The 25,324-nt window shown below is 60.9% G+C and carries 21 protein-coding genes; 13 read left to right on the top strand and 8 right to left on the bottom strand.

The genetic code is table 11. The features are described from left to right. Position 1 precedes the first annotated feature (1 nt). Together alaS and recA are read right to left on the bottom strand one after the other, a co-directional pair. Positions 2-2,671, bottom strand: a complete 2,670-nt coding sequence (alaS, locus tag FDP25_RS16040; protein WP_154154629.1) for an alanine--tRNA ligase — start codon at positions 2,669-2,671, stop codon at positions 2-4. Positions 2,672-2,807: 136 nt separating this feature from the next. After that, complete coding sequence (gene recA, locus FDP25_RS16035; protein WP_154154626.1) at positions 2,808-3,881, bottom strand: recombinase RecA; 1,074 nt, start codon at positions 3,879-3,881, stop codon at positions 2,808-2,810. A gap of 194 nt (positions 3,882-4,075) precedes the next feature. Here recA and FDP25_RS16030 point away from each other — a divergent pair, with 194 nt between their 5' ends. After that, positions 4,076-4,705 (top strand): gamma-glutamyl kinase, encoded by a 630-nt coding sequence (locus tag FDP25_RS16030; RefSeq protein ID WP_154154623.1) that lies wholly within the window; start codon positions 4,076-4,078, stop codon positions 4,703-4,705. A gap of 92 nt (positions 4,706-4,797) precedes the next feature. Here the strand turns inward: FDP25_RS16030 and FDP25_RS16025 are convergent, their stop codons facing one another. From FDP25_RS16025 to FDP25_RS16010, 4 genes are all read right to left on the bottom strand, one after another. Then, positions 4,798-7,176, bottom strand: a complete 2,379-nt coding sequence (locus FDP25_RS16025; protein ID WP_154154620.1) for an ATP-binding protein — start codon at positions 7,174-7,176, stop codon at positions 4,798-4,800. A 73-nt stretch (positions 7,177-7,249) separates the two neighbouring features. Next, on the bottom strand, positions 7,250-8,407 hold the full coding sequence (locus tag FDP25_RS16020; RefSeq protein WP_154154616.1) for an RsmB/NOP family class I SAM-dependent RNA methyltransferase: 1,158 nt from the start codon (positions 8,405-8,407) through the stop codon (positions 7,250-7,252). A 6-nt stretch (positions 8,408-8,413) separates the two neighbouring features. After that, positions 8,414-9,862, bottom strand: coding sequence for an IMP dehydrogenase (gene guaB, locus FDP25_RS16015; protein WP_154154613.1), 1,449 nt, complete (start codon positions 9,860-9,862; stop codon positions 8,414-8,416). Between the two features lie 242 nt (positions 9,863-10,104). Continuing rightward, a complete protein-coding gene (locus tag FDP25_RS16010) occupies positions 10,105-11,151 on the bottom strand; it encodes an NAD(P)H-dependent flavin oxidoreductase (RefSeq protein WP_218939988.1) in 1,047 nt (348 codons plus the stop codon). 302 nt (positions 11,152-11,453) lie between these two features. Here FDP25_RS16010 and speB point away from each other — a divergent pair, with 302 nt between their 5' ends. Both speB and FDP25_RS16000 read left to right on the top strand, forming a co-directional pair. Then, positions 11,454-12,416: an agmatinase gene (gene speB, locus FDP25_RS16005; protein WP_154154610.1), complete on the top strand. Its 963-nt coding sequence runs from the start codon at positions 11,454-11,456 to the stop codon at positions 12,414-12,416. A 97-nt stretch (positions 12,417-12,513) separates the two neighbouring features. Further along, positions 12,514-13,965: a DUF805 domain-containing protein gene (locus FDP25_RS16000; RefSeq protein ID WP_154154607.1), complete on the top strand. Its 1,452-nt coding sequence runs from the start codon at positions 12,514-12,516 to the stop codon at positions 13,963-13,965. On the opposite strand, the gene FDP25_RS15995 is transcribed toward FDP25_RS16000, so the two are convergent. Further along, positions 13,959-14,600 carry a LuxR family transcriptional regulator gene (locus FDP25_RS15995; protein WP_246175951.1) on the bottom strand — a complete coding sequence of 214 codons (642 nt, stop codon included), beginning with the start codon at positions 14,598-14,600 and terminating at the stop codon, positions 13,959-13,961. The two genes, FDP25_RS16000 and FDP25_RS15995, sit on opposite strands and share 7 nt — an antisense overlap. Before the next feature lie 272 nt (positions 14,601-14,872). Here FDP25_RS15995 and FDP25_RS15990 point away from each other — a divergent pair, with 272 nt between their 5' ends. Next, entirely contained in the window at positions 14,873-16,075 is a 1,203-nt protein-coding gene (locus FDP25_RS15990) for a pyridoxal-phosphate-dependent aminotransferase family protein (RefSeq protein ID WP_154154601.1), read from the top strand. Between the two features lie 412 nt (positions 16,076-16,487). Here FDP25_RS15990 and FDP25_RS15985 read toward each other — a convergent pair whose 3' ends face one another. Next, positions 16,488-17,324, bottom strand: a complete 837-nt coding sequence (locus tag FDP25_RS15985; protein ID WP_172982831.1) for a PEP-CTERM sorting domain-containing protein — start codon at positions 17,322-17,324, stop codon at positions 16,488-16,490. Between the two features lie 800 nt (positions 17,325-18,124). On the opposite strand from FDP25_RS15985, the gene FDP25_RS15980 reads away from it, so the two are divergent. The 9 genes from FDP25_RS15980 (at position 18,125) to gap (FDP25_RS15945) (ending at position 25,310) form a co-directional block, all read left to right on the top strand. Continuing rightward, positions 18,125-19,069 (top strand): HpcH/HpaI aldolase/citrate lyase family protein, encoded by a 945-nt coding sequence (locus tag FDP25_RS15980; protein ID WP_154154595.1) that lies wholly within the window; start codon positions 18,125-18,127, stop codon positions 19,067-19,069. Continuing rightward, complete coding sequence (locus FDP25_RS15975) at positions 19,066-20,268, top strand: malate--CoA ligase subunit beta (protein ID WP_343032104.1); 1,203 nt, start codon at positions 19,066-19,068, stop codon at positions 20,266-20,268. The genes FDP25_RS15980 and FDP25_RS15975 overlap by 4 nt, the downstream gene beginning before the upstream one ends. Continuing rightward, positions 20,268-21,149 (top strand): succinate--CoA ligase subunit alpha, encoded by an 882-nt coding sequence (gene sucD, locus FDP25_RS15970; protein WP_154154588.1) that lies wholly within the window; start codon positions 20,268-20,270, stop codon positions 21,147-21,149. Before FDP25_RS15975 ends, sucD begins: the two co-directional genes overlap by 1 nt. Positions 21,150-21,361: 212 nt before the next feature. Then, entirely contained in the window at positions 21,362-22,363 is a 1,002-nt protein-coding gene (gene gap / locus FDP25_RS15965; protein ID WP_154154585.1) for a type I glyceraldehyde-3-phosphate dehydrogenase, read from the top strand. Between the two features lie 204 nt (positions 22,364-22,567). Beyond that, complete coding sequence (locus FDP25_RS15960; RefSeq protein WP_154154581.1) at positions 22,568-22,819, top strand: PepSY domain-containing protein; 252 nt, start codon at positions 22,568-22,570, stop codon at positions 22,817-22,819. 57 nt (positions 22,820-22,876) lie between these two features. Continuing rightward, entirely contained in the window at positions 22,877-23,416 is a 540-nt protein-coding gene (locus FDP25_RS15955) for a cytochrome b/b6 domain-containing protein (RefSeq protein WP_154154578.1), read from the top strand. Further along, positions 23,413-23,946 carry a helix-turn-helix transcriptional regulator gene (locus FDP25_RS15950; protein WP_154154575.1) on the top strand — a complete coding sequence of 178 codons (534 nt, stop codon included), beginning with the start codon at positions 23,413-23,415 and terminating at the stop codon, positions 23,944-23,946. Before FDP25_RS15955 ends, FDP25_RS15950 begins: the two co-directional genes overlap by 4 nt. A 57-nt stretch (positions 23,947-24,003) precedes the next feature. Beyond that, positions 24,004-24,147, top strand: coding sequence for a hypothetical protein (locus FDP25_RS17110; protein WP_172982830.1), 144 nt, complete (start codon positions 24,004-24,006; stop codon positions 24,145-24,147). 101 nt (positions 24,148-24,248) lie between these two features. Beyond that, positions 24,249-25,310, top strand: coding sequence for a type I glyceraldehyde-3-phosphate dehydrogenase (gene gap, locus FDP25_RS15945; protein ID WP_154154571.1), 1,062 nt, complete (start codon positions 24,249-24,251; stop codon positions 25,308-25,310). Positions 25,311-25,324 lie beyond the last annotated feature (14 nt).

Here is a 25,324-nt window from a genome sequence, read left to right as displayed (position 1 = left end):
CTTATCCCTCCAACACGGCTTCGGCGGCCTTGATGGCGGCTTCGGCGTTGCCCGCATCGCGGCCCCCGCCCTGCGCCATGTCCGGGCGGCCCCCGCCGCCCTTGCCGCCCAGTTCCGGCACAGCCGCCTTGACCAGATCAACGGCGGAGACCTTATCGGTCAGGTCATCGGTCACACCGGCGGCCACAGCCGCCTTGCCGCCCGCATCCGCGATCAACAGAACCGCGCCCGAGCCAAGCCGCGTCTTGTGCTCGTCAATCAGCGCGGGCAGGTCCTTGCCCGACACGCCCGACAGAACCTGGGCCAAGAACTTCACGCCGCCGATCTCCTTGGCCTCGGGGCTGTCGCCCTGCCCCGCACCACCGGCCATGGCCAGCTCGCGCCGCAACTGCGCCACCTCATTGGCCAATGCCTTGCGCTCATCCATTAGCGCCTTCACCCGGTCGACCACATCATCAGGCTTGGTTTTCAACTCACCCGCCAGGGCCTCGACGCGATGCGCCTGATCGCTAAGGTAATCAAAAGCCGCCTGCCCGGTCAGCGCCTCGATCCGCCGCACCCCGGCACTCGATGCCTGGTCCGCCACGGCCACGAAGACGCCAATATCGCCCGTCTGACGAACATGGGTGCCGCCGCACAGCTCGATGGAGTAGGTCCGACCGTCCAGCCCCTTGCCCGAGCCGTCCTGAAGCCCCATCGACACAACCCGTACCTCGTCGCCGTATTTCTCACCGAAGAGGGCCTGTGCCCCCAAGTCGCGGGCATCGTCAGGGGCCATGATCCGCGTTTCCACCGGCGCATTCTGGCGGATATAGTCGTTCACCTCGGTCTGAACCTGCTCCAGCTCTTCCGCCGTCAGGGCCTTGGAATGGCTGAAATCGAAGCGCAACCGATCCTGCGCATTGAGCGACCCGCGCTGTGCCACGTGATCGCCAAGTGCATGGCGCAGGGCCTCGTGCAACAGGTGCGTGGCCGAATGGTTGGCCCGAATGGCCGTGCGGCGGGCGTGATCCACCTCCAACTGCGCGGCCTGCCCCGGGGCAATCTCGCCATCCTCGATCGTCGCGAAATGGATAAAGACCCCGGCCACCTTCTTGGTGTCGGTAATCCGTGCTGTGCCACCATCGGTTTTCAACGTGCCTGTATCGCCGACCTGACCGCCAGCTTCAGCGTAAAACGGAGTCTGGTTCAGAACGATCTGTACCGCATCGCCCTTCGCGGCCTTGTCAACCTCGGCCCCATCCTTGACCAGGGCCAGAATCTGCCCTTCGGCCACCTCGGTGTCGTAACCAAGGAAATCGGTCGTGCCCTTGGCCTCATCCTCGGCAATGTCGAACCAGATCGCCGCATCCGCCGCCTCGCCCGAGCCGGACCACGCCGCGCGCGCCTTGGCCTTCTGCTCGGCCATGGCCGACTCAAAGCCGCTCACGTCCACCTCGCGGCCCTTTTCACGCAGGGCATCCTGCGTCAGGTCCAGCGGGAAACCATAGGTATCATACAGCTTGAACGCCGCCTCGCCCGGAAGCGCCGCGCCATCCTGCAACTTGTCCAATTCGTCATCCAGCAGGCGCAAACCACGGTCCAGCGTCTGCTTGAACTTGGTCTCTTCCAGCTTCAGCGTTTCTTCGATCAAAGGCTGCGCCCGGCCCAGTTCGGGGAAGGCCTGGCCCATCTGCGCCACCAAGTTCGGCACCAACTGGTGCATCACCGGATCCTTCGCGCCCAACAAATGCGCATGCCGCATCGCCCGGCGCATGATCCGCCGCAGGACATAGCCCCGCCCCTCGTTCGACGGCATCACCCCATCGGCAATCAGGAAGGAGGTCGAGCGCAGGTGATCCGCGATCACCCGATGATGCACGTTGCCCGGCCCGTCCGGGTCCTGGCTGGTGATATGGGCGCTCGCCTCGATCAGCGCGCGCATCAGGTCGGTGTCATAGTTGTCGTGCTTGCCCTGCAACAAGGCCCCGATCCGCTCCAGCCCCATGCCGGTGTCGATCGACTGGTTCGGCAGGTCCTGTCGCGTGCCATCTTCGAACTGCTCGTACTGCATGAAAACGAGGTTCCAGATCTCGATGAAGCGATCCCCATCCTCTTCCGGGCTACCCGGAGGGCCACCCCAAATCTCGGGGCCATGGTCATAGAAAATCTCGGTGCACGGCCCGCAGGGCCCGGTGGCCCCCATCGACCAGAAGTTATCGTCGGTCGCGATCCGAATAATCCGGTCATCCGACAACCCGGCGTATTTCTTCCAAATCTCCGCCGCCTCGTCATCGGTATGGTAGATCGTGACCAAAAGCTTGTCCTTGTTCAGGCCAAATTCCTTGGTCAGCAAATCCCACGCAAAGGGGATCGCCTGCTCCTTGAAGTAATCCCCGAAGCTGAAGTTGCCCAGCATTTCGAAAAACGTGTGGTGCCGTGCCGTGTACCCCACGTTATCCAGATCGTTGTGCTTGCCGCCGGCCCGCACGCATTTCTGGCTGGTGGCCGCGCGTTTGTAATCGCGGTGCTCAACCCCGGTGAACAGGTTCTTGAACTGAACCATCCCCGCATTGGTGAACATCAGCGTCGGGTCATTGCGCGGCACAAGCGGGGAGCTTTCGACGATCTGGTGATCGTTCTCCTCGAAGAAATTGAGGAAGGTCGAGCGGATTTCATTGAGCGTCGGCATCGGCGGGTCTCTTTTCGGGCAATATTGCAGGCGTTTCGCAGATGTAGCCATGCAGGCGGGCGGTGTCCACAGCAAGAAAAAGGCCCGGGGCGGGTGCCACGGGCCTTTATGTTTCTTCTCAAGGGTGTCCGGGGCCTCAGGCCTCGACGATATCCTCGTCCTCGCCGCCCTCGGGCATGTCGAATTCAAGTCCATGCGCCGCGCGAATCTTGTCCTCGATCTCAAGCGCCATCTTGGTGTTTTCCTTCAGGAAGGTCTTGGCGTTCTCACGCCCCTGCCCGATGCGCTCATCCCCATAGCTGAACCAGCTGCCCGATTTCTCGACAACCCCGGCCTTCACGCCAAGGTCCAGCAACTCACCCATCTTCGAGATGCCCTCGCCATACATGATGTCGAATTCCACCTGCTTGAAGGGCGGCGCCACCTTGTTCTTGACCACCTTCACGCGGGTGGCATTGCCCACCACCTCGTCCCGGTCCTTGAGCGATCCGATCCGGCGAATATCCAGCCGCACCGAGCTATAGAACTTCAGGGCATTGCCGCCGGTGGTGGTTTCCGGGCTGCCGAACATCACGCCGATCTTCATGCGAATCTGGTTGATGAAGATCACCGTACACTTGCTGCGGCTGATCGAACCGGTCAGCTTGCGCATGGCTTGGCTCATCAACCGGGCCTGAACGCCCACGTTGCTGTCGCCCATGTCGCCTTCGAGTTCAGACTTGGGCGTCAGCGCGGCCACCGAATCGACCACCACCATGCTCACCGCGCCCGAGCGCACCAGCGTATCCACGATCTCCAGCGATTGTTCCCCGGTGTCGGGTTGCGAAATCAGCAACTCGTCCAGATCGACACCCAGCTTCTTGGCATAGATCGGGTCCAGCGCGTGCTCGGCATCGACAAAGGCGCAAACGCCGCCTTTTTTCTGCTCCTCGGCCACGCAATGCAGGGTCAGCGTGGTTTTGCCCGAACTTTCCGGGCCGTAAATCTCAACGATGCGGCCCTTCGGCAGGCCACCGATCCCAAGGGCGATGTCTAGCCCCAGCGACCCGGTCGAGGTGGCCTCGATATCGGCAACCGGATTGTCCGAGCCCATCTTCATGATCGAGCCCTTGCCGAACTGCCGTTCGATCTGCGCCAGTGCGCTGTCCAGCGCCTTTTGCTTGTCCGCGTTCTTCTTACTATCCATGGTCAAAAGATCTGCCGTTGCCATTATCCTGATCCCTTATTTCACACCCGGTCACGGGCAGCAATCATTGCCTTCGTTCACCTCTTGTTCCGCAATCTATGCAGACAAAAAGAGAACATTTCAAGAAAATTGTTCACAACCCGAGTTTTTGGCATATGGGTTAAAGAGTCGTTACCAAGTGGCATTGCCGCCCAAAAATTCCGTGAAAGGCGCTTTGAATGCTCGTATTTTCCAAGGCCAGGCTGGTGTTCCTTTCGGTGCCCAAGACCGGCACCACCGCCTATCAGGCTGCGCTGGCCCCCAAGGCCGACATGGTGGTGCGCAACCCGCCCGAACTCAAGCACGCGCCGGTGTTTCGCTACAACCGCTTCTTCCGCCCCGCGCTGGAAAAATTCTGCGGCGAGGGGTTCGATATTCTGGCTGTGATCCGCGAGCCCATCGACTGGCTGGGCAGTTGGTACAGATACCGCCAGCGCCCCGGTATGGAGGGGGCGAAAAACGCCACCCATGACATCAGTTTCGACGACTTTGCGCTCGCTTACATGCAAGGCAAACGCCCGCCCTTTGCCGAGGTCGGCTCACAGGCCAAATTCGTCGAACCCTGCAACAACGGCACCGCCGTCACGCATCTGTTCCGCTACGAGGATCAAGAGGGGCTGCGCCGTTTTCTGAGTGAGCGGCTTGATCACGGATTCGAAACCAAACGCCTCAACGAATCCCCTCCCGGCGCGCCACAACTCTCGCCCGGGGTCGAACAACGCCTGCGCCGTAAATGCGCCCATGAATTCGCCCTTTGGGACGGGATCGGCGAGGCGGGGTCTCATACGCCGCTCGCCCACCAAGCATAGAATCCCGGCCGAGCGCCAACCGTCGCAACCGGCCCGGCTCACCTCGCGGGGCCTCCAAGCGTGGACACGACGCTCCCGGCCTTCTGGGCCTGTCAGGGGGTGGCCGTGCCACCGGCGGCGCCTTCGCCAGCGCCTGCCTGAACCTCCGACATCTGGCGCGACACCGTTTCTGTTAACTCACTGAGTGAAAAAGGCTTCGGCAGAAATGTCGAATTCGGAATATCAGCCTGCACATCGCCAAAGGATTCTCTGGCATAGCCGGACATGAACACCACCCGCGTCTCGGGCCGTGACGTGATCGCCTTGCGCACCCAACCGGGCCCATCCAGCCCCGGCATGATGACATCGGTGACGAACACGTCGATCCGGGTGTCTTCATCCTTCAACAAATCCAGCGCTGCTTCGCCGGTATCCGCCTCCAGAACGGTGAACCCGCGCATTTGCAATGCGCGGCTGGCAAAGGCGCGCACGGGGGCTTCATCCTCGACCAGCAGGACGACCCCACCACATGGGCACGGCGCGGCCTGACCGTCCGCAGGCTCCTGCGCAACCTGCTGTGCGACGGGGTTCAGCGCCGGCAGGATCAACATGAAACACGTCCCCTCGCCCGGGATGCTATCGGCAAAGATGAAACCGCCGGTTTGCTTGATGATTCCGTAAGCCGTCGACAGGCCAAGCCCCGTACCTTCGCCCGCGCGCTTGGTGGTAAAAAACGGCTCGAATACCTTTTGCACCTTATCCGGCGCGATCCCAACGCCACTATCCCGAACCGACACTTTCACATATTGCCCCGGGGCAACCACCGCGCGGTCACGTTGCCACGGAGCCTCCAGCGTCAGGTTCTCGGTCTCGACCGATATCGTGCCCCCCTCGGGCATGGCGTCGCGCGCATTGACCACGAGGTTCATGAATACCTGTTCCAACTGCCGTTTGTCGGCCCGCGTCTCCCAAAGCTGCGGATCATGGCTCAGGTTCAACGTCACTTTCTCCCCCACCAGTCGCCCGAGAAGATGCGTCATATCAGATAGCAATCCGCGCAGATCCAGCCGCTGGGGCTGCAAGGTTTGCTTGCGCGAATATGCCAGCAACTGCCCAACAAGGGCAGCTGCGCGATTGGCATTCTGATTGATCTGCATGAGATCGCTGAAATCCTCGTCCCCCTCGTCATGGCGGGTCAACAACAGGTCACAATGGCCTGAAATCGCCGTCAGAAGGTTGTTGAAATCATGCGCGACTCCCCCCGCCAACTGCCCGATCGCCTGCATCTTCTGGCTCTGGACGAATTGCGCCTCCAAAGACTTCAGCTTGGTGGCATCAGTCAGAACCGCAACCAAAACCGTCTCACCCGCTTCACTGAGACGGTTCAAGGTCACCTGAATAAAAGCTTCTCGTGCCTCACTCTTGACCTTGAGAACCTCGCTATGTTGCGTGCCGCGCCCTGCTGCGGCCTCTTCCAGCCAGTCGCGCAAGGATCGGCCAAGCCCCTCGACCAGATCGCCCAGTTCTGCGCCGCTACAGCTTTCCACCCCCAGAAGGGCACGGGCAGGCGCATTCGACAACTGGATTTCGCCAGTGCGCCTGACCTTCAATATGGGAATAGGCAGTTCATCCACGAAATCCCAGCCTTCAGGCCCTCGCTCGGTGGCTGCAATATCCGATAGCAGGAAAATCTCACGCCGTCCCGCCGTGCCTTCCAGCTCGACAGCCAGACAAGGCACAAGTCCCTCGTGGGTGCTGATTTCGTTTATCTGCCCCGAACGCAACGGCAGCCGCGGGCACACACGGTCGAGCGACTTGGCCCGCTCCCCCACGAGGGCGCGCGCCGCGCTGTTCATGAACAGGATCGCGTCGTTGCGCCCCACGGTCAGCATTGGCAAAGGGACGTCTCCGGCCCCGCCACGCGGCTGTTCGCTGGCTGTCTCGATACGCCACAGAAAACGGTCGGGGCCAGCCTGATGCACATGCATCCGCAAAAGCCCCCTCTGCGTCAAGATATCCTCGTTGGCGACCCCCTTGGCTTGAGCACGGGTTCCCAACCGAAAAAGGATCGGCCCGGGATTGGCCAAGGTCGCCCGCAACACACCGGCAAGGGTCACCTCTCCGTTGCAATCATAGGCATCGCATGCCGCCTCATTGGCATAGAGAATACGGCCATCGCCTCCCGCCACCATAAGTGGCGCAATATCCTTTCCAAGCAGCGCATCGTACCGCCTGACACGCGCGGCATCGGCCCGACCACTGAACCAGGAGACAATAAAAATCCCCCCGGCCGTGCAAGCCAGCGTTGCCGAGATGAACCCGAACACCAAACGCTCCTGCGTGCCCTGATACAGTATCGCTGAAAGCGCAAAAACCGCTGCCCCTGCGAGGATCAACGGCACACGTGATCGCAAGTCGGCACTCGCACGGCGCACTGGCGTGATTGTGAAACTCGAAAAGGCCACCACTAGATCCCGTTGTCGCAGGTTCATCCCTTGTGGGGGAAAAACCTTAAACACAGTTTAACGGCGGCGCGACATTCGTTAAAGTTGCATTTTTGGCTTTTTATCTCTCAAAAATTGCCAAAAAGAACCCATCGCCCTGATCCGACACCGTCCAGTGCCTTTGGGTCGCGAGCCGCCAATCGGGCTGACGCCGCACAAAGGCCTCCACCTGTGCTTCGTTCTCCTCGCAAAACAGCGAGCACGTTGCATAAGCCAAGCGCCCTCCAGGGGTCACCAATCCCGCGGCCCGGTCCAGAATAGCGGCCTGAACCTCGGTCAACTCGGACAGCCGCTCCGGCGTCATGCGCCACTTGGCATCCGGCGTCCGGCGCCATGTGCCGCTGCCCGAACAGGGCACATCACAAAGCACCAGATCGAAGGACCCGGCCTTGACCGCCTCCTCAAGAAGCGTCACGCAAACTCCCGCGCGCCTGGCCCGATCCGGCAGGTCGCGCATCCGCGCCGGGGCCGCATCATGGGCAAACCACTCCGCCTCGGCCCGCGCCGCAAGGGCCAGGACCTTCCCGCCGCCCCCGGCACAATAATCCAGAACGCGCGCCCCGGGCGGCACGGCAAGACACTCCATCGCCGCCTGGCTCGACCCGTCCTGCAACTCGATCAAACCCTCGCGATAGGCCCGCGATGCGGCCACGCGGCGCGCGCCCGCACAGACCACAAGCGCAGTATCGGCAATCTCGGCGGGTTTGGCCTCAACGCCATCCTCCGCCAAAGCCGCCAAAGCCACCGCAACCGTGGCCTTGCGCAGGTTCACCCGCAATACGACCGGCGCGCGCCCGGTCAAGGCCTGCGCCGCTGCACACCACTTCGCGCCCAGCGCGCCTTCGAAATGCGGGATCATCCAGTCGGGCAGATCGAAACGATCGCCCAAAGTCTCCGGGGCCTGTCCAGCAGCTTGTTCAGCATCGCTCAGAACGGCAGGAGAATGCCCTTCCCCTGTAAACACCTCTGCCGGATCACGCCCCCCGGCGCGCAGCGCGCCCAGCATCAATGCCCGGCCCGTTTCTCCCCCGCCAAGACAGGCATAAGACCGACGACAGCGCAGCGCCTGAAAGACATGATCGCGCACCGCCGCCCGGTCCTTGGACCCGGCAAAGCGAGAGCGCCGCGCCCAGCCTGTCAAAGCCTTCTCCGCTGGCACCCCCGCCAGTATCTCGTCCAAGATCTCGGCCGAGGCCTGAATGCGGGCGCCGGGGGTCAATGGCCCTTACCCACGCCGGTAATTGGGGCTTTCATTGGTGATTTGCACATCATGCACATGGCTTTCGCTGAGGCCCGCATTGGTGATGCGCACGAAATGGCAATCGGTGCGCATCGCATCCACAGTGCCACAGCCGGTATAGCCCATGGCGGCCCGCAAGCCCCCCACCAACTGGTGGATCACGTTGCCCGCCGCGCCCTTGTAGGGCACCTGCCCCTCGATCCCCTCAGGCACCAGCTTGTCACTGGCGGCGTCCTTCTGGAAATAGCGGTCGGCACTGCCACGCGCCATGGCGCCGAGGCTCCCCATCCCGCGATAGGCCTTGAAGCTCCGGCCCTGGTACAGGATCATATCGCCGGGCGACTCGTCGGTCCCGGCCAGCATGGAACCGACCATGGCACAAGAGGCCCCGGCGGCAATCGCCTTGGCAAAATCACCCGAGAACTTGATGCCGCCATCGGCGATCACCGGTACATCGCCCGCCGCCTGCGCGCAATCCATGATCGCGGTCAGCTGCGGAACGCCGACACCGGCCACCATGCGGGTGGTACAAATGCTGCCCGGGCCAATGCCCACCTTGACGGCATCCGCCCCTGCCCCGATCAGCGCCTTTGTGGCCTCCGCCGTGGCGACATTGCCCGCGACGATCTGCACATTCCCCGACAGCGCCTTGGCACGCTCAACAGCCGTCGCCACGCCTTCGGAGTGGCCATGCGCGGTATCGATCACCACCATGTCCACACCGGCCTCCACAAGGGCCTGTGTGCGTTCAAAGCCCGCATCCCCCACGGTCGAGGCCGCCGCCACGCGCAACCGGCCCAGCTCGTCCTTGCAGGCCGTCGGGTTCACCACCGCCTGCTCGGTATCCTTGAGCGTCAGCAAACCGGTCAGCTTGCCGGCCTTGTCGGTCACCAGCAGCTTCTCGATCCGCCGCGCGCGCATCAGGCTCTTGGCCTCTTCACGGTCCGCGGGCTCCTGCAAAACGGCAAGGTTCTCCGAGGTCATCATCACGTGAACCGGCGTATCATCCGACGAGGCAAACCGCATATCGCGGTTGGTCACGATGCCCACCACATGGCCCTTGTCGTCAACAACTGGGAACCCGGTGAAGTTGTAGCGCTCGATCAACTGCTTGGCATCGGCCAGCGTCTGATCGGGGCGCAGGGTCACGGGGTTGTAGACGATGCCGCTTTCAAAGCGCTTCACCCGGCGCACCTCGCGGGCCTGCTCCTCGACCGTCAGGTTACGATGGATCACACCCATGCCGCCGGTCTGCGCCATGCAGATCGCCATGCGGCTCTCGGTCACCGTGTCCATGGCCGAACTGAGCAAGGGAATATTCAGGTCAATCGTTTTGGTCACACGCGTCCGCGTATCCGCCGTGTTTGGCAGCACGCTGGACTTGGCAGGTACCAGAAGAACATCATCGAAGGTCAGGGCCTCACGAATCTCCATCAGCTCACTCCTTGGCCGGGATCGTTTGGCGCTTCCCTATTGCACGGGTTGGACCGAATGGAAAGAGGCGATCGGCCACGCAAACGGCAAGAAAAGCAATTAGACCGCGCTGAGTGTCAAAACAGGGGCACTGACCGCTCTAATGCCAATCAATTGCCCCGCCAAACCAAAGGACGCCAGCCCGCAATCGCGTGGCCCCAAGCGCCTCTAGACCGACTGGATCCTGTCGGAACGGACAGCGGCTAAAAATTTATGATGGTTTTAGCCTGCTCAACGATCTCCCGAACGATTTCTTCGGCGGTCTGGATTTTGGTGACAAGCCCCACCCCCTGACCTGACCACATGGGAAGTGGCTCAATCTCACCCTCCAATCCGGCGAAGGCAACGGCGCTGGCGTATCGCGGTATCTCGACACCGTCAGGACGCAAGGCAAGGATATCCCCCTCTCCCGGCCTTTGACCGAGTGGCGGTCTTCCTGCGGCGTCCCACATCTCGGAAGTGCTGTTTTTCAAAGCTCTATGAGGGGCATTGGGCCAAACAAGATCGTAGAGATCATCATAGTGGCTGGTGTCGTCTTCAGAGGCGGCCAGCAGGCGCTCCATATAGACTGGGTGGGTCGGGGCCTCTTTGGCCGCCAGAAAACGCGTCCCGATCCAAGCCGCCGAAGCCCCAAGCGCCAAAGCCGCCGCCAGCCCGCGCCCATCGGCAATGCCGCCCGCTGCAATAACAGGAACATCGCCAACGGTGTCTGCCACGGCAGGCACAAGTGCCATTGTCGAAACTTTACCTTCGACATGACCTCCCGCTTCCCACCCTTGCGCACAGATTGCATCCGCACCAAGCGCCACCGCCTCCTTTGCGACGGCGGATGTGCTTGCCGTGATTATGACTTTCGCACCGTGGGATTTTGCACGTTCTACGAAGTTGCCTGGCTCTCCCCAAAAGATGGAAATAACGTCGACACCTTCTTCCAGACAGACATCAAGCTGCGCCTCATTGCGAAAATCCATGTTCAAGTTCACGCCGAACGGCTTGTCGGTCAGCTCTTTGATACGACGGATTTCCGCTCTCATCTTGTCAGGCGCATCGGTCCAGAGCGGCGCCAAACCAAGGCCGCCTGCATTGCTCACCGCAGCGACAAGCTCTGGCGGTCCAACACGCCCCATCGGGGCCAGAACGATTGGCTGACGTATTCCAAACTTAGAGCAGAACGCATTGGTCATATTCAATTCTCCTGTCAGCGACGCTTTTGCCAGAAAACGCGCAAGGATTTTACCATAACGACGCACCCTAAACACCGGCAATATAAGCCCCCCACTTCACATACAGCCGTTTTCAGGCTCCAACAGGGATCAAACCCACGTTATTCCGATGTCAGCGTGACACACCCCATCTTCCCGCAAAAAGCCTTGCCCATGGGCTGGCCCCATCCCTTTTCACGCCTGCCCAAGGCACCACCACCCTCAATGACCTGTCGGGCCACACCTTGTCCGACACCTGCCTGATGATCTAGGACGACGATCTGACCTTCTACGTTCGCTCAACAGTGACCGAGACGAACTTTTGACCTTTGGCAACAGGGAACCGGACAATGACCAAACACGGCTATGAAAGCGGGCGGCTCGACCTGCCCTTCGTCGGCATCTCCACTTTCGGCAAACGCCCCTATGTCTCGGACTGGTCCGCCATCGACGCCGATGTCGCCATCCTCGGCGCGCCCTTCGATGCGGGCACCCAATGGCGTTCGGGCGCACGCTTCGGACCGCGCGGCGTGCGCGAGGCCTCGACCCTCTTCAGCTTCGGCCACGCTGGCGCCTATGACCATGAAGACGATGTAACCTACCTACCCGGTTCGGTGCGCATGGTCGATATAGGCGATGCTGACATCATCCACACCCAGACCGAATCCTCCCATTCCAATATCGAGTCCGGCGTGCGCGCCATCCTCAAGGCCGGTGCCCTGCCCGTCACCATCGGCGGCGATCACTCGGTCAATATCCCCTGCATCAACGCTTTCGACGACCAAGGCGATATCCACATCCTGCAAATCGACGCGCACCTCGATTTCGTCGACGAACGCCACGGCGTGCGGTACGGCCACGGCAACCCGATGCGCCGCGCCTCGGAAAAACCCTATGTCACCGGCCTCACCCAACTGGGCATCCGCAACGTCAGTTCCACCGCCAAGGATGGCTATGACGACGCTCGCGCGCGCGGCTCCGATATCCTCTCGGTCCGGCAAATGCGCGCATTGGGGCCAGAGGCCACGGCAGGGCGCATCCCCAAGGGCGCCCGCGTCTATGTCACCATCGACATCGACGGCTTCTGCCCCTCCATCGCGCCGGGCACCGGCACGCCCAGCCACGGCGGCTTTCTTTATTACGAAGTGCTGGAAGTGCTGCAAAACGTGGCGCAAAACCACGAGGTGGTGGGCCTAGACCTCGTCGAAGTCGCCCCAGACTACGACCCCACAGACTCCACCTCGATCCTCGCGGCACAGCTGTTGCTGAACTTTCTGGGCTTCATCTTCCACGCGCGGGGGCACGGCCTCTAACCTCGCGCCACAGCATCACAGCAAGATCACATCGGCTGCCAGAAATTGCCCAATTTACTAGCGAAACCTAGGCGAACATCAAACGCCTGGGTTGAAAATGCATTTTAAGAGTAAAGTCAAATCCTGCCTCATCGAAAAGTATTGGTCCATCCAAGGCCGCGCCTCCCGATCCGAGTTTTGGGGATTCACTCTGTTCACCTTGGCGGTGATGGTGCTTCTGGCACTGTTTACCGGCTCATGGCGCATGAAACCGCTGTTTGGTCTTTGGCTCGATCCGTCTCACGGGTTCTATCTGCTCCGTATCGTGGGCACCCTGATCGAACTGGCGCTCTTCGTGCCGGCCATAACGGTTACCATCCGCCGGTTTCACGACATAGGGCTTAGCGGCTGGTGGTATCTGACCATCCTTATCTCCTCCGCCTACATCACAACACAGCTTGCCGATGGCGAAATTCTGGGCCCGCTCTTTGGCCTGATCGCGCTGTCAGGGGTCGCCCTGCGCAAAGGCACCTACCGCGGCGAAAAATACGGCCCCGCGCCCGAGGCTCCTGCCCCCGAAAATGCCCGGGAATACGACAGGTCCGGCCACAAACGGCTCTGGATTGGCCTGCGTCCCCTGACTGCGCGCATAGGGCTGGCCGCTATCGGCCTTATCGGGCTTCTGGACGTGGCCATTGCCCATCTCTACACCCCCGCGCCACAGCCCGCGCCCTACTTTGACCCGGACCGCCAGCAAGTGATGCTTCGTGACGCGGGCCGTGATCGGCACTGGGGCAACCATGATGACGCCGTCTGGGCCTTCAGCTTTCCCAAGTCCGCGAACGTACAGCCAACCGTGGACTACAAGCGCGTCACACTCATCAGCGCAGAAGACGTCGAAAAGACTCACAAACAGGGTTACGCCGTGCTTTCGACCGAGTTGCGCCCACGACAGCCCACCCCGGATGAGTCCACATTGAAACTTCTCGTCACACTTCCCGATTTCGGCACCCTCGCAGGCACGTTCGAGGATCACCCCAACAGCGCCTTGGAAATCTCCCTACCTTCGCAACAGCGCCTCTACGATGGCACCCCGGATTGGGGCACCGTCCCGTCATTCACCGATGAATTCGAAAAACTGACCAGGTTCAATTGCGAATTCGACCGTGAAATCGCACCGGGTATCACACGATTGCAGGAGATGTCCCCCACCTCCGCCCAAGCCGCCCTTGAGGCCTTTCGCAACCGTGGCCCGCGCTATGAAACCCGCGATGGCTGCATCGGCAAGGCCGCCGCGCGCGGGGCAAGCTATGCCCTCACCGACGACACCGGCAGCGCCACCGGATTCGGCACCTGTCAAAGCTATCGCAAGGCGGCCCAATACGGCACTTGCCGCTTTCAATTCTGGTTGCCCCAAAAGCGCATCATCGAATACCGCTTTTCCGAGGAATTCCTGCCCATGCTGCGCGACATAGATAGCCACGCCCGCACAGTTCTGGCGCAGGCCACCGTGGCCCATGCCTCGAAGAACATTGACCTACCGACGCGCCAAACTGCGCAGGCTCAGTAATTCCCGGCCACATACTTGGCAATCGCCGCCCCGCGCGAATTCACGTCGAGCTTCTGGTAAATCGCCTTGAGGTAATATTTCACCGTGTTCTCGCTCAGGCCCAGCCGCGCGGAAATCTGGAAATTGGTCAGGCCATCCACCAGCAGCGCCAATATCTCATGCTCACGCCGCGACAGCGCATCGGTGTTTTCCGAAGTCAGCCGCTTGAGAATATCCGTGGGCACGATCGAATGCCCTTCCACCAGCTTGCCCAAGATCTTCGGCAGGCTGGTCAGGATCTGGCTCATCATGCAGACCGAATTGGCCCCCTGCTTGATCGCCGCGCGGATAAAGGCGAACTCGCTGTCCTCGGCCACGACCACCACCATGACATGCGGATAATCACGACGCACCATCTCAAGCACCTGGGTCAGATCTCCATCCGCCAGCCGCACACCCAAAATCAGGATCGACCGCTCCGGCGCCCCCGACAACAGTGTCTTGAGGCTCGCCTTGTCGGTGGCAAAGGCCCCCAGCGTGACCTCGGGAATTTGCGACACAAGCGATCCGATCCCTTGGCAAACGATCACCTGCCGGTCGGCAACGATCACCTGCGGGGCATCCCTCGTGGCGCTGTCTACAGGCGCCGCGGTCATGATTTTGGTCTCCTCCATCTGCTCAGTGTACAGCAAACGCCTCCATTTCCCACGCCTCGAATTGCGACAAAAAAGCACCCTAAACCGGTGATTTTCAACGATTTTTCAGTATGCAACCGCATGCCAATGTGCGCTTTCACTCGAACGGGTGGGGCCGCCCTACCCACTAGGGGCCGCCTCCCGCCAGCCGCTCACCTTGGGTATTCACTCGGGCATTACGCCCCCGGCCCTCCCCGCCGATACAAGGGAAAACCCATGACTGGAGGAATCCCATGCACGGCTATCAACACCTTTTCGTTCCCGGCCCCACCAATGTGCCCGAACCCGTTCGTCAGGCGATGAACATCCCCATGGAAGATATGCGCGCCCCCGATTTCGGCGGCTTCGTCGATGGTGTCCTGACCGACATCAAGAAGGTCTTCCGGCTTGAAAACGGCCGCGTCTTCATCTTCCCCTCCTCCGGCACCGGGGCATGGGAATCCGCAATCACCAACACGCTCGACACCGGCGATCGCGTGCTGATGTCGCGCTTCGGCCAGTTCTCGCTGCTCTGGGCCGAGATGGCCACCCGCCTCGGCCTCGACGTAGACCTTTGCGACACCGACTGGGGCAACCCCGTCCCGGTCGCGGACTACGCCGAGCGCCTAAAGGCCGACACCAGCCACCAGATCAAGGCCGTCTTCGCCACCCACAACGAGACCGCCACCGGCGTCACCTCCGATATTGCCGCCATCCGCAAGGCACTGGACGAAGCAGGCCACCCGGCCCTGCTTTTCGTCGATGGCGTCAGCTCCATCGGCTCGATCGAGTTCGAGATGGAGAAATGGGGCGTCGATCTGGCCGTGGCCGGCTCGCAAAAGGGGTTCATGCTACCCGCGGGCCTCGGTTTCCTCGGGGTCTCCGACAAGGCGCTTGAGGCCAGCAAGACCGCCTCCATGCCGCGCAGCTACTTCAGCTTCGAGGATATGATCGCCCTCAACGACACCGGCTATTTCCCCTATACGCCCGCCACGCAACTCCTGCGTGGGCTGCGTGTCTCGCTCGACATGCTGCTCGAGGCCGGGATGGAAAGCACATGGGCCCGCCACGCGCGCCTTGCCCAAGGCACGCGCGCCGCCGTTGCCGCGTGGAAGGGATGTGATCTGGTGGCCCGCGATCCGGCCAGCTATTCCGACACGGTCTCGGCCATCTATGCCCCCGAGGGCGTCGATGCCCGCGAGGTGATCTCGACCGCCTATTACAAATACCAGACCTCGCTTGGCTCCGGCCTCAACATCCTCGCCGGTCGCGCCTTCCGCATCGGTCATATCGGCTCGATGAACGCGGTCATGCTTTGCGGCGCGATTTCGGCAGCCGAAATGGCCCTGCGCGATTGCGGCGCCGAGGTCGAGCCCGGCTCCGGCCTCGCCGCCGCATCCGAGCAGTTCCGCGCCTCAACGCCGGACGCGCGGCAAGGGCAAAGCAAGGCCGCCTGAACCTGCCCGGCCTCGCACCGCCGGGGCTGACTATGCACCACCGGGCCGCTTTGCCAAAAGCGGCCCGTTCCGCAACATGCGGCGAATAACGGGAGTGAGCTCATTTTGTTGGATAATTCGAGGCACAAACCAAACAGGCCAAATCGACAGGATTTCATCCCGCCACTGCCTCGTTCTGGAAATCTCGTTTGCCAACGCGTCTCCTAGCCGAACCGAACTCTGAAATCCACGGGCGATTTTGAGACGCCTGAGTTTTTCAACACAATCAGCCCAGAGCGGATGTGCTTTGGTTTAAATACGCGTATGGTCAAAAAGACCAAACTACAGTACGTCTGTAATGGTTTTTCTAGAATTACGCCTTTCACTCACCTTTGAGGCAAGCGAAAGGCGGATATCAAGCTTCTGCTAGGTTTCAGTTCACGCGACGACGGCGGGCCAGCCAGCCCAAGGTTGCCAGCGCGCTGAGCGCCAGCGGAAAGCCAGCGGGAACAGGTATCGGCGGAGGCAGATCAGCTTCTTCGAGGCCAGCGTAGCGCCCGCCTGTTTGCGAGAACGCGTAAAAGCCAAACGAGCCATCGGCAAACGGATCGCCACCGTAATCCGATGCGTCGATGTCAATCTCCAGGTTGTCGTTAACGAACACTTTGACATTTGACGACGTGAATTCGAGGTCGAACGTGTATTCCGTATTATTGGCCCAACCGGTATTGCCGAAATTAGAACCAGTCGCGTTGGATCGCGTGAGAAATTCTACGACGCCGTTATGTTGCCATGCACTCGAACCGGTATTCGTACCGCCGGTTGCGATATCTCCGGTAACTCGGGATATCGCTAGGCCTGCGTCCCAACCAGCTTGGGTGCCCTGTTTCCAATCGATCAGCAGATAGTCCTGACCAACGTTGCCTCCACCGATGTCGCCTTCGTTATATCCCAGCACAAACCCGACGAAATCATTGTCGCTGGCCGATTGCACTTCGATGCTTCCAGAAAGGGATTGCCCCTGGCTGTTCTCATTGTTGTGAAATACGCCCGGAGGAGAGTTACCAAATTGCTTGACCCCGTTGTTGTCGGATTCAAGGTTCCAGCCACCACCGCCGTCCTGAAGCCACGAACTGAGATCTACTGGAGCAGCCAATGCTGGCAAAGCTACCACTGAAGCAACCATGCTTGTGGCAATAATTTTGAAGGTCAAATTACTATCCTCCCAATAAAAATAAGAATCTGAAATTAGCAAAAAAATTTCTCTCATGCAAAGGCATGGACGGAAGGAAGGCGATTTTCGATCCATTTGGTAAAGGCCGTTTCCTGTAGAACCACAGTAACGACTGTGACCCTATGGCAGTGATTGCCTTCGCCCAAAAGTCGCAATGTACATGAAGGCAACACCATAGTCTTGCTATTCAAAACCTAAAATTATTCTCATCGGGTAGCGTTCAATAACCGAAATCAAAAACCGAAAACTCACCTATCTTGCAGTGACACATGGGTAGCAAACAGACCGGTAGTCGCTGGTCATCGATCCGACCTTCAGTGCATTGTTACGGGTCCATGGCGAATGCCCGCTCCGTCCCGCAAAACCGCCCTTCAAGATAGGCCCTTACTGCGCAAACCGTACGAAACTCACGTACGTTTCGTACGTTTCTCACCGCGCGCCCTGTTAATTCCGGGGGGTGCGGGAAAAAATACCGACGCGATACCGACGTAAAACCGACGCGTTACAGCATGGGGGTTTTTCTTGTTAACCAAGCCCTTACCCCCGATTCGCGGCAAAGGTTAACAAGTGCGGCGCGAACCGACAGGTCATAACGCCCTCAATGCCCAGTTTCGGCACATAAGTTTCCGATCATAAACATTTGTTTTCCTTAAACTTCTCTGCACCGCAGCGACTGTGTGCACCGGCATCCCGGCGCGGCCCTGCCGGGTAGGGCCGCCCTACCCGTTCAGGCCCGCACCCCATCCCCCGGCGGGCATTGCCACCCATGCGAAAGTGTCCCCCCGCGCCCATCCGGTCCAAGCTGACCTAAACCGCAGACCCAAAGGACACCCCACATGAGCTACACTCTCTATCCCCTTAAAAAACAACGACTTCAACGGTCCGAGCTGGCCGTTCCCGGCTCCAACCCCTCGATGATCGAGAAGGCCGCCGACAGCAATGTGGATTACATTTTCTTCGATCTCGAAGATGCCGTCGCGCCGCCCGACAAGGTTAACGCGCGGGCCAATATCATTCAGGCCCTCAACGACATCGACTGGAAGGCCAAGGGCAAGACCGTCTCGATCCGGATCAACGGTCTCGATACCCATTACATGTACCGCGACGTGGTCGAGATTCTGGAGCAGGCAGGCCAGCATCTCGACACCATTCTGGTGCCCAAAGTCGGCGTGCCGTCGGACCTCTACACCGTCGAAACCATGGTCTCGCAAATCGAGGAAGCCATGGGATTCACTCATAAAATTGGCCTTGAGGCCCTGATCGAAACCGCTCTCGGCATGGCCAATGTCGAGGCCATCGCCGCCACCCCCGGCCGCCTTGAGGCGCTGCATTTCGGGGTGGCCGATTACGCCGCCTCCAACCGCGCGCGTACCGTCGTGATCGGCGGGCTGAACCCCGATTACCCGGGCGATCAATGGCACTTCGCCCTCTCACGGATGACCGTCGCCTGCCGTGCCTACGGGCTGCGCGCCATCGACGGCCCCTTCGGCGACTTCAATGATCCCGAAGCCTACACCGCCTCCGCCAAGCGCGCCGCCGCCCTTGGCATCGAAGGCAAGTGGGCCATCCATCCCAGCCAGATTGATCTGGCCAACGATGTCTTCTCGCCGCCCGAGGCCGAGGTCACCCGCGCCCGTCGCATCATCGAGGAACTCAAGAAAGCAGAAGCCGAAGGAAAAGGCGCGGCCAGCCTCGATGGCAAGATGATCGACGCCGCCTCGGAACGCATGGCCAACAACGTGATCACCGTCGACGACGCCATCAAGGCGCAGCACGGATAAGAGAGGAAAATCAAATGGATATCCATGAATACCAAGCCAAGGACCTGCTCACGCGCTTCGGCGTGCAGGTGCCGCGCGGCGGCATCGCCTACAGCCCCGAACAGGCGGTTTATCGTGCCAGCGAGCTTTCGGGCGAACGCTGGGTGGTCAAGGCACAAATCCACTCCGGCGCCCGCGGCAAGGCCGGTGGCGTGCGCATCTGTTCCAACGAACAGGAAGTCGCGGACGCCGCACAATGGATGCTGGGCCGCAAGCTCGTCACCCATCAGACCGGCCCGCAGGGCAAACTGGTCAGCCGCCTCTATGTCGAAGAGGCCACCAACATCGCACAAGAAATCTACCTTGGCTTCGTGATGGACCGGAAGCTGGAACGCGTGGTCGTCGTGGCCTCGGCCCAAGGCGGCATGGAGATCGAGGAAATCTCGGAACAGGAGCCCGAGTCGATCATCCGCTCGGTGGTTGACCCCGCCGTCGGCATGCAGGCCTTCCAGGCCCGCGAGATCGCCTTCTCGCTCGACCTTGACCCGGCGCTGATCCCGCAGGCGGTCAAGACCATCATGGGCTGCTATCGCCTGATGCGGGACATGGACGCCAACATGGTCGAGGTGAACCCAATGGTCGTCACCAAGGCAGGCGAAATCGTCGCGCTCGACGCCAAGGTCAGCTTCGATGACAACGCCCTGTTCCGCCGCCCCGAAATCTCGGAACTGCGTGACAAAAGCCAGGAAGACACACGCGAAACCTTCGCCAGCGACAACGGCCTCAACTACATCGGCCTCGATGGGCAAATCGGCTGTATCGTCAACGGCGCGGGCCTCGCCATGGCCACGCTTGACATGATCAAGATGGCCGGGGGCGAACCCGCCAACTTCCTCGACGTGGGCGGCGGGGCCAGCCCCGACCGCGTTCTGATGTCTTTCAAGGCGGTCCTCAACGACCCCAAGGTCGAGGCGATCCTCGTCAACATCTTCGCGGGCATCAACCGCTGCGACTGGGTGGCCGAGGGCGTGATCCGCGCCATGGAGGAACTCAACCTGCAAATCCCCGTGGTGGTGCGCTTGTCGGGCACCAACGTCGAGGAAGGTCAGAAAATCCTCGCCGAAAGCTCCGTCAACGTCATCGCCACCGACACCCTCGCCGAGGCTGCCGACAAAGTCGTCGGCGCCTGGAAGGACGCATCACTCAAGGAGGCCTCGTAATGGCTATTCTCATCGACAGCGACACCAAGGTTCTGGTCACCGGATTCACCGGCCGCATCGGCAGCTTCCACGCGCAGGACATGATCAAGCACGGCACCAACGTGGTGGGCGGGGTGACCCCCGGCAAGGGCGGCACCAAGCACCTTGATTTGCCGGTCTTCAATACGGTCAAAGGGGCCGTGGCCGAAACCGGCGCCGACATGGTGGTCAGTTTCGTTCCCCCGCCCTTCGCCGCCGACTCGATCATGGAGGCCGCCGATGCGGGCATCAAGACCTGCGTCTGCATCGCCGATGGCATCCCCGCACAGGACATGATCCACGTCAAACGCTACATGCGCCGTTACAAGGCCGATAAGCGGATGCGCCTGATCGGGCCCAACTGCGCGGGCATCATCACCCCCGGTCAGGGCTTTGCCGGCCTCATGCCGCCTTCGATCTACATGCCGGGCCGCGTGGGCATCGTGGGCCGCTCGGGCACCCTCGGCTACGAAGCCGCAAGCCAGATGAAATCCAAGGGCATCGGCGTGTCCTCTTCCATCGGCATCGGCGGCGACCCGATCAACGGGTCCAGCTTCCGCGACATTCTCGAACTCTTCGAGAATGATCCCGAAACCGACGCCGTCGTCATGGTCGGAGAAATCGGCGGCCCGCAGGAGGCCGAAGCCGCCGAATACATCCGCGACCACATGACCAAACCCGTGGCCGCCTATATCGCCGGTCTGTCGGCCCCCAAGGGCCGCCGTATGGGTCACGCGGGCGCGATCGTTTCGGCCTTCGGGGAATCGGCGCAGGAAAAGGTCGAGATACTGAAGGACGCGGGCGTGGCCATCGTGCCGACCCCCTCGACCTTCGGCGAGACCGTCGCCAAGATGGTCGCCTGAGCAACGCGGCGGGGGCTGCCATGGCCCCCGCCACACCTGAGTCGCGGGGCCGACATGCGCGTTAGCGCAATCGCTCTTCCAACACTCAGGTTTGCGGTAACGGTTATCGCTAACACCCTGAATTTCACACCAAAACTCCGCTTTTGGACCTTCCCGACAAAGCCCCCGAGGTCTATACCGCGTGCAATTTCACGCATGCAGGAGATGCCCCCATGACGATCACCGTCGGGATCAACGGATTTGGCCGTATTGGCCGTTGCACCCTCGCCCATATCGCCACCAGCACCCGCAATGACATCAAGGTGGTCAAGGTCAACGCGACCGGCCCGCTGGACACAGCTGCCCACCTGATGAAATACGACAGTGTACATGGCCGTTTCCCGAACGAAATCACGCTTGGCGATGGCACCATGGATCTAGGCCGTGGCCCGATGGAGATGTACTCCACCTACGACATGGACGAACTGGATTGGTCCGGGGTCGACGTGGTGATGGAATGCACCGGCAAGTTCAACGACGGCGAGAAAGCCAAGAAGCACCTTGAGCGTGGCGCGGGCAAGGTCCTGCTTTCGGCTCCGGGCAAGAATGTTGACCGCACCGTGGTCTACGGCGTCAACGATGCCGACCTGCAAGTCGGGGAAACCATGATCTCCAACGGCTCTTGCACCACCAACTGCCTTGCGCCGGTGGCCAAGGTTCTGGACGCGGGTATCGGCATCGAGTCTGGTATCATGACCACGATCCACGCCTATACCGGCGACCAGCCCACGCTGGACCGCCGCCACAAGGATCTGTATCGCGCCCGCGCCGCGGCCATGTCGATGATCCCCACTTCCACCGGGGCCGCCAAGGCCCTGGGCGAGGTCCTGCCCAGCCTCAAGGGTAAGCTCGACGGCTCAGCCATTCGCGTGCCGACCCCGAATGTCTCGGCGGTGGACCTGACCTTCATCGCCAAGAAAGACGTGACCGCCGCCGATGTGAACGAAATCGTCGCCGAAGCCGCCGCAGGCCCGATGAAGGGCGTCCTCGGCTACGATCCTGAGCCCAAGGTCAGCGTCGACTTCAACCATACCGAGGAAAGCTCGATCTTCGCCCCTGATCAGACCCGCGTTACCGGGGGCCGCCTGGTGCGCGTTCTGGCATGGTACGACAACGAATGGGGCTTTTCGTGCCGCATGGCCGACGTGGCCGTCGCCATGGGCCGCCTCGCCTAATAAACACGCTCTGTTCAAACACTTAACCCCCGGGCGCCTGCGCACTCGGGGGTTTTCTTTTACCATCGCGCCCACATAAACCCCGGTTATAAAACGCCGTAATGAACCTTTGGCCAATGGCCTGCCCCACCAAATACCGTCATGTCCCTTGCCAACGCAGGCCACGCAAGCCGCGTTCTCTTTACAAACGCAAAGGATAAGCCAATGACACGTATCATCGCCCTCGCACTTGCCATCACCGCAGGCTCCATGGCGCACGCCTCGGACGACTACGTCAAAATGGACTCCGCCAAGGCAGAGCAAATCAAGACCCAACTTACCGAGCAAGGTTATGACGTGCGCAAGGTCGACACCGAGGATGGCATGTACGAGGCCTACGCTCTCAAGGATGGCGCCCGTTATGAGATTTACCTCGATAAAGATCTCAAAGTCGTCGAAACCAAAATGGACGACTGATCGCGCCCGGCGGACCCTGTTACAGGGTCCGCCAACTGCTCCGGAAGGACCTTCACCATGACTGATCACAAAATCTGGGACCCTTTCGTGCGCCTCTTTCATTGGAGCGTCGCCGCCGGGTTCCTTGCCAATGCGTTTTTGACCGACGATGAAAGCAAACTGCACGAATGGGTCGGCTATATCGTTCTCGCCCTTGTGGGCTTCCGCATCCTCTGGGGGCTTATCGGCCCGAAAAGCGCCCGCTTCTCCAGTTTCTGGCCCACCCGGAACGGGGTAACCGAACAACTCTCGGACCTCGCCACGCGCCGCAGGAAGGCTCACCTCGGGCATACGCCATTGGGGGCCTTGATGATATTCAACCTGCTGGCCTCTTTGTTGGCCATCGGCCTCACCGGCTGGATGATGACGACGAATGCCTTTTGGGGCGTCGACTGGGTCGAAGAGGCCCATGAGGCACTTGTGACTTGGGCCGAAATCTCGGTTGTCCTGCATGTCGCTGCCGTCATCTGGGAGAGTTGGCGCACAGGCGTAAATCTGCCGCGGGCCATGGTCACAGGTACCAAACGCGTACCAGATGACGTAAAACTGGTGCCATGATCCAAGGCGACCGAAACAAGCCTCTGGCGCTGATTGCGCTGATCGCGGTGCAAAGCCTTTGCGCCGCGTTTTTCCTTTGGGATGTCGTGGACGACCTGGGGCCAAACGGTTTGCGGGCGCTTGCCAACCTGCATATCGCCATTGAAACCATCGCCGCGCTCGCCCTCGTCTCGGCCATTGTTTACGAGGTGCGCGCCCTTATGGCCCTCCTGCGCCGCAAAGCTCATCTGGAAAATCAGGTCTCCATCGCGGCCGGGGCCTTTCACGACATCATGATAGACCACTTTCAAAACTGGGGCCTGACCGCCGCGGAACAGGATGTCGCCGGTTTCACCATCAAGGGCCTTTCTATCGCCGAAATTGCCGAGATGCGCGGCTCTGCCGAGGGTACGGTCAAATCCCAGTTGAACGCGATCTACCGCAAAGCTGGTGTACCCGGTCGGGGCGCCCTTCTGGGGGTGCTGGTGGATGACTTGATGAATGCCCCCCTTGCCCCTTCGGTCACCCCACTCCGCAAAGAAGCATCGTGACAGGGCCCTGCGCCTCTGGCATCAAGTCACCAGCACATGATCACGGGACAGACCAACATGACGAATACGTCTTCCATCGTTCTGGGCCTCCTCATACTGGGGGCGCTTGGCCTTGATGCCATGCTGTTCGATTGGGCGAATACCCTGTTCCTTGCCCGCAAGCTTGCCGATCTGATCGAGTGGATGGCTTTCTGGCGCTAAGCTTTCGCTTGCCAATTTCCCTCCGACATTGACAGCTGCGTATTGGTTCGCGTAATAAACGCGCAAATGTTAGCGCTAACGCAAGGGAAAGGACCCATAAAATGACAGTCAAAGTTGCCATCAACGGCTTTGGGCGCATCGGTCGCAATGTCCTACGCGCCATTGTCGAATCGGGCCGCACCGACCTACGGGTGGTTGCCATCAACGATCTTGCACCCGTTGAGACCAATGCCCACTTGTTGGAATTCGACTCCGTGCACGGGCGCTTTCCCGCCCCGGTGAAAACCAACAAGAACAGCATCGACGTGGGTCAAGGCCCCATCCTTGTCACCGCCCTGCGGGACCCTGCGGAACTGCCTTGGCAGGACGTGGATATCGTCATGGAATGCACCGGCATCTTCACCGACCGCGACAAGGCCGCAATCCACCTTGAAAACGGCGCCAAGCGGGTTCTGGTCTCGGCCCCGTCCAAGGGCGCGGACCGCACGGTCGTCTTTGGCGTCAACCATGAACAGCTCACAGCAGATGACCTGATCGTCTCGAACGCCTCCTGCACCACCAACTGCCTTGCCCCCGTGGCCAAGGCCCTGCACGACGCCATCGGAATCACGCGCGGTTTCATGACGACGATTCACAGCTACACGGGCGACCAACCCACGCTGGATACCGCGCACAAGGATCTCTACCGCGCCCGCGCCGCCGCGCTCAACATGATCCCCACCACCACGGGCGCGGCCCGGGCCGTGGGCCTTGTCCTGCCGGACCTCGCGGGGAAGCTCGATGGCACGGCCATCCGCGTGCCCACCCCCAACGTCAGCGCCGTTGACCTGACCTTCGAAACCACGCGCCCAACCACCCCCGAGGAGATCAACCAGATCATCGGCGAGGCCGCGCAAGGCCCGCTTGCCGGGGTGCTTGACCTCATCGGGCGCGAGCTTGTCTCATCGGACTTCAACCACAACCCGGCCAGTTCGGTGTTCGCCACCGATCAGACCCGCGTGATGGAAGACGGCACCATGTGCCGCATCCTGAGCTGGTATGACAACGAATGGGGCTTTTCGAACCGCATGGCCGATACGGCGGCGGCCATGGGCAAATTGCTCCGCCCGACCACGGCAGGCAACGCGGCGGAGAAACCAACCCGCGCACCTGAATACGCCTGACAGGAAGGGGCCGC

Source organism: Roseovarius bejariae, from assembly GCF_009669325.1.
In the GTDB taxonomy this organism is placed as follows: domain Bacteria; phylum Pseudomonadota; class Alphaproteobacteria; order Rhodobacterales; family Rhodobacteraceae; genus Roseovarius; species Roseovarius bejariae.
Note: the sequence above shows the minus strand (reverse complement) of the source record. Positions and strands in the feature narration are given on the sequence as shown.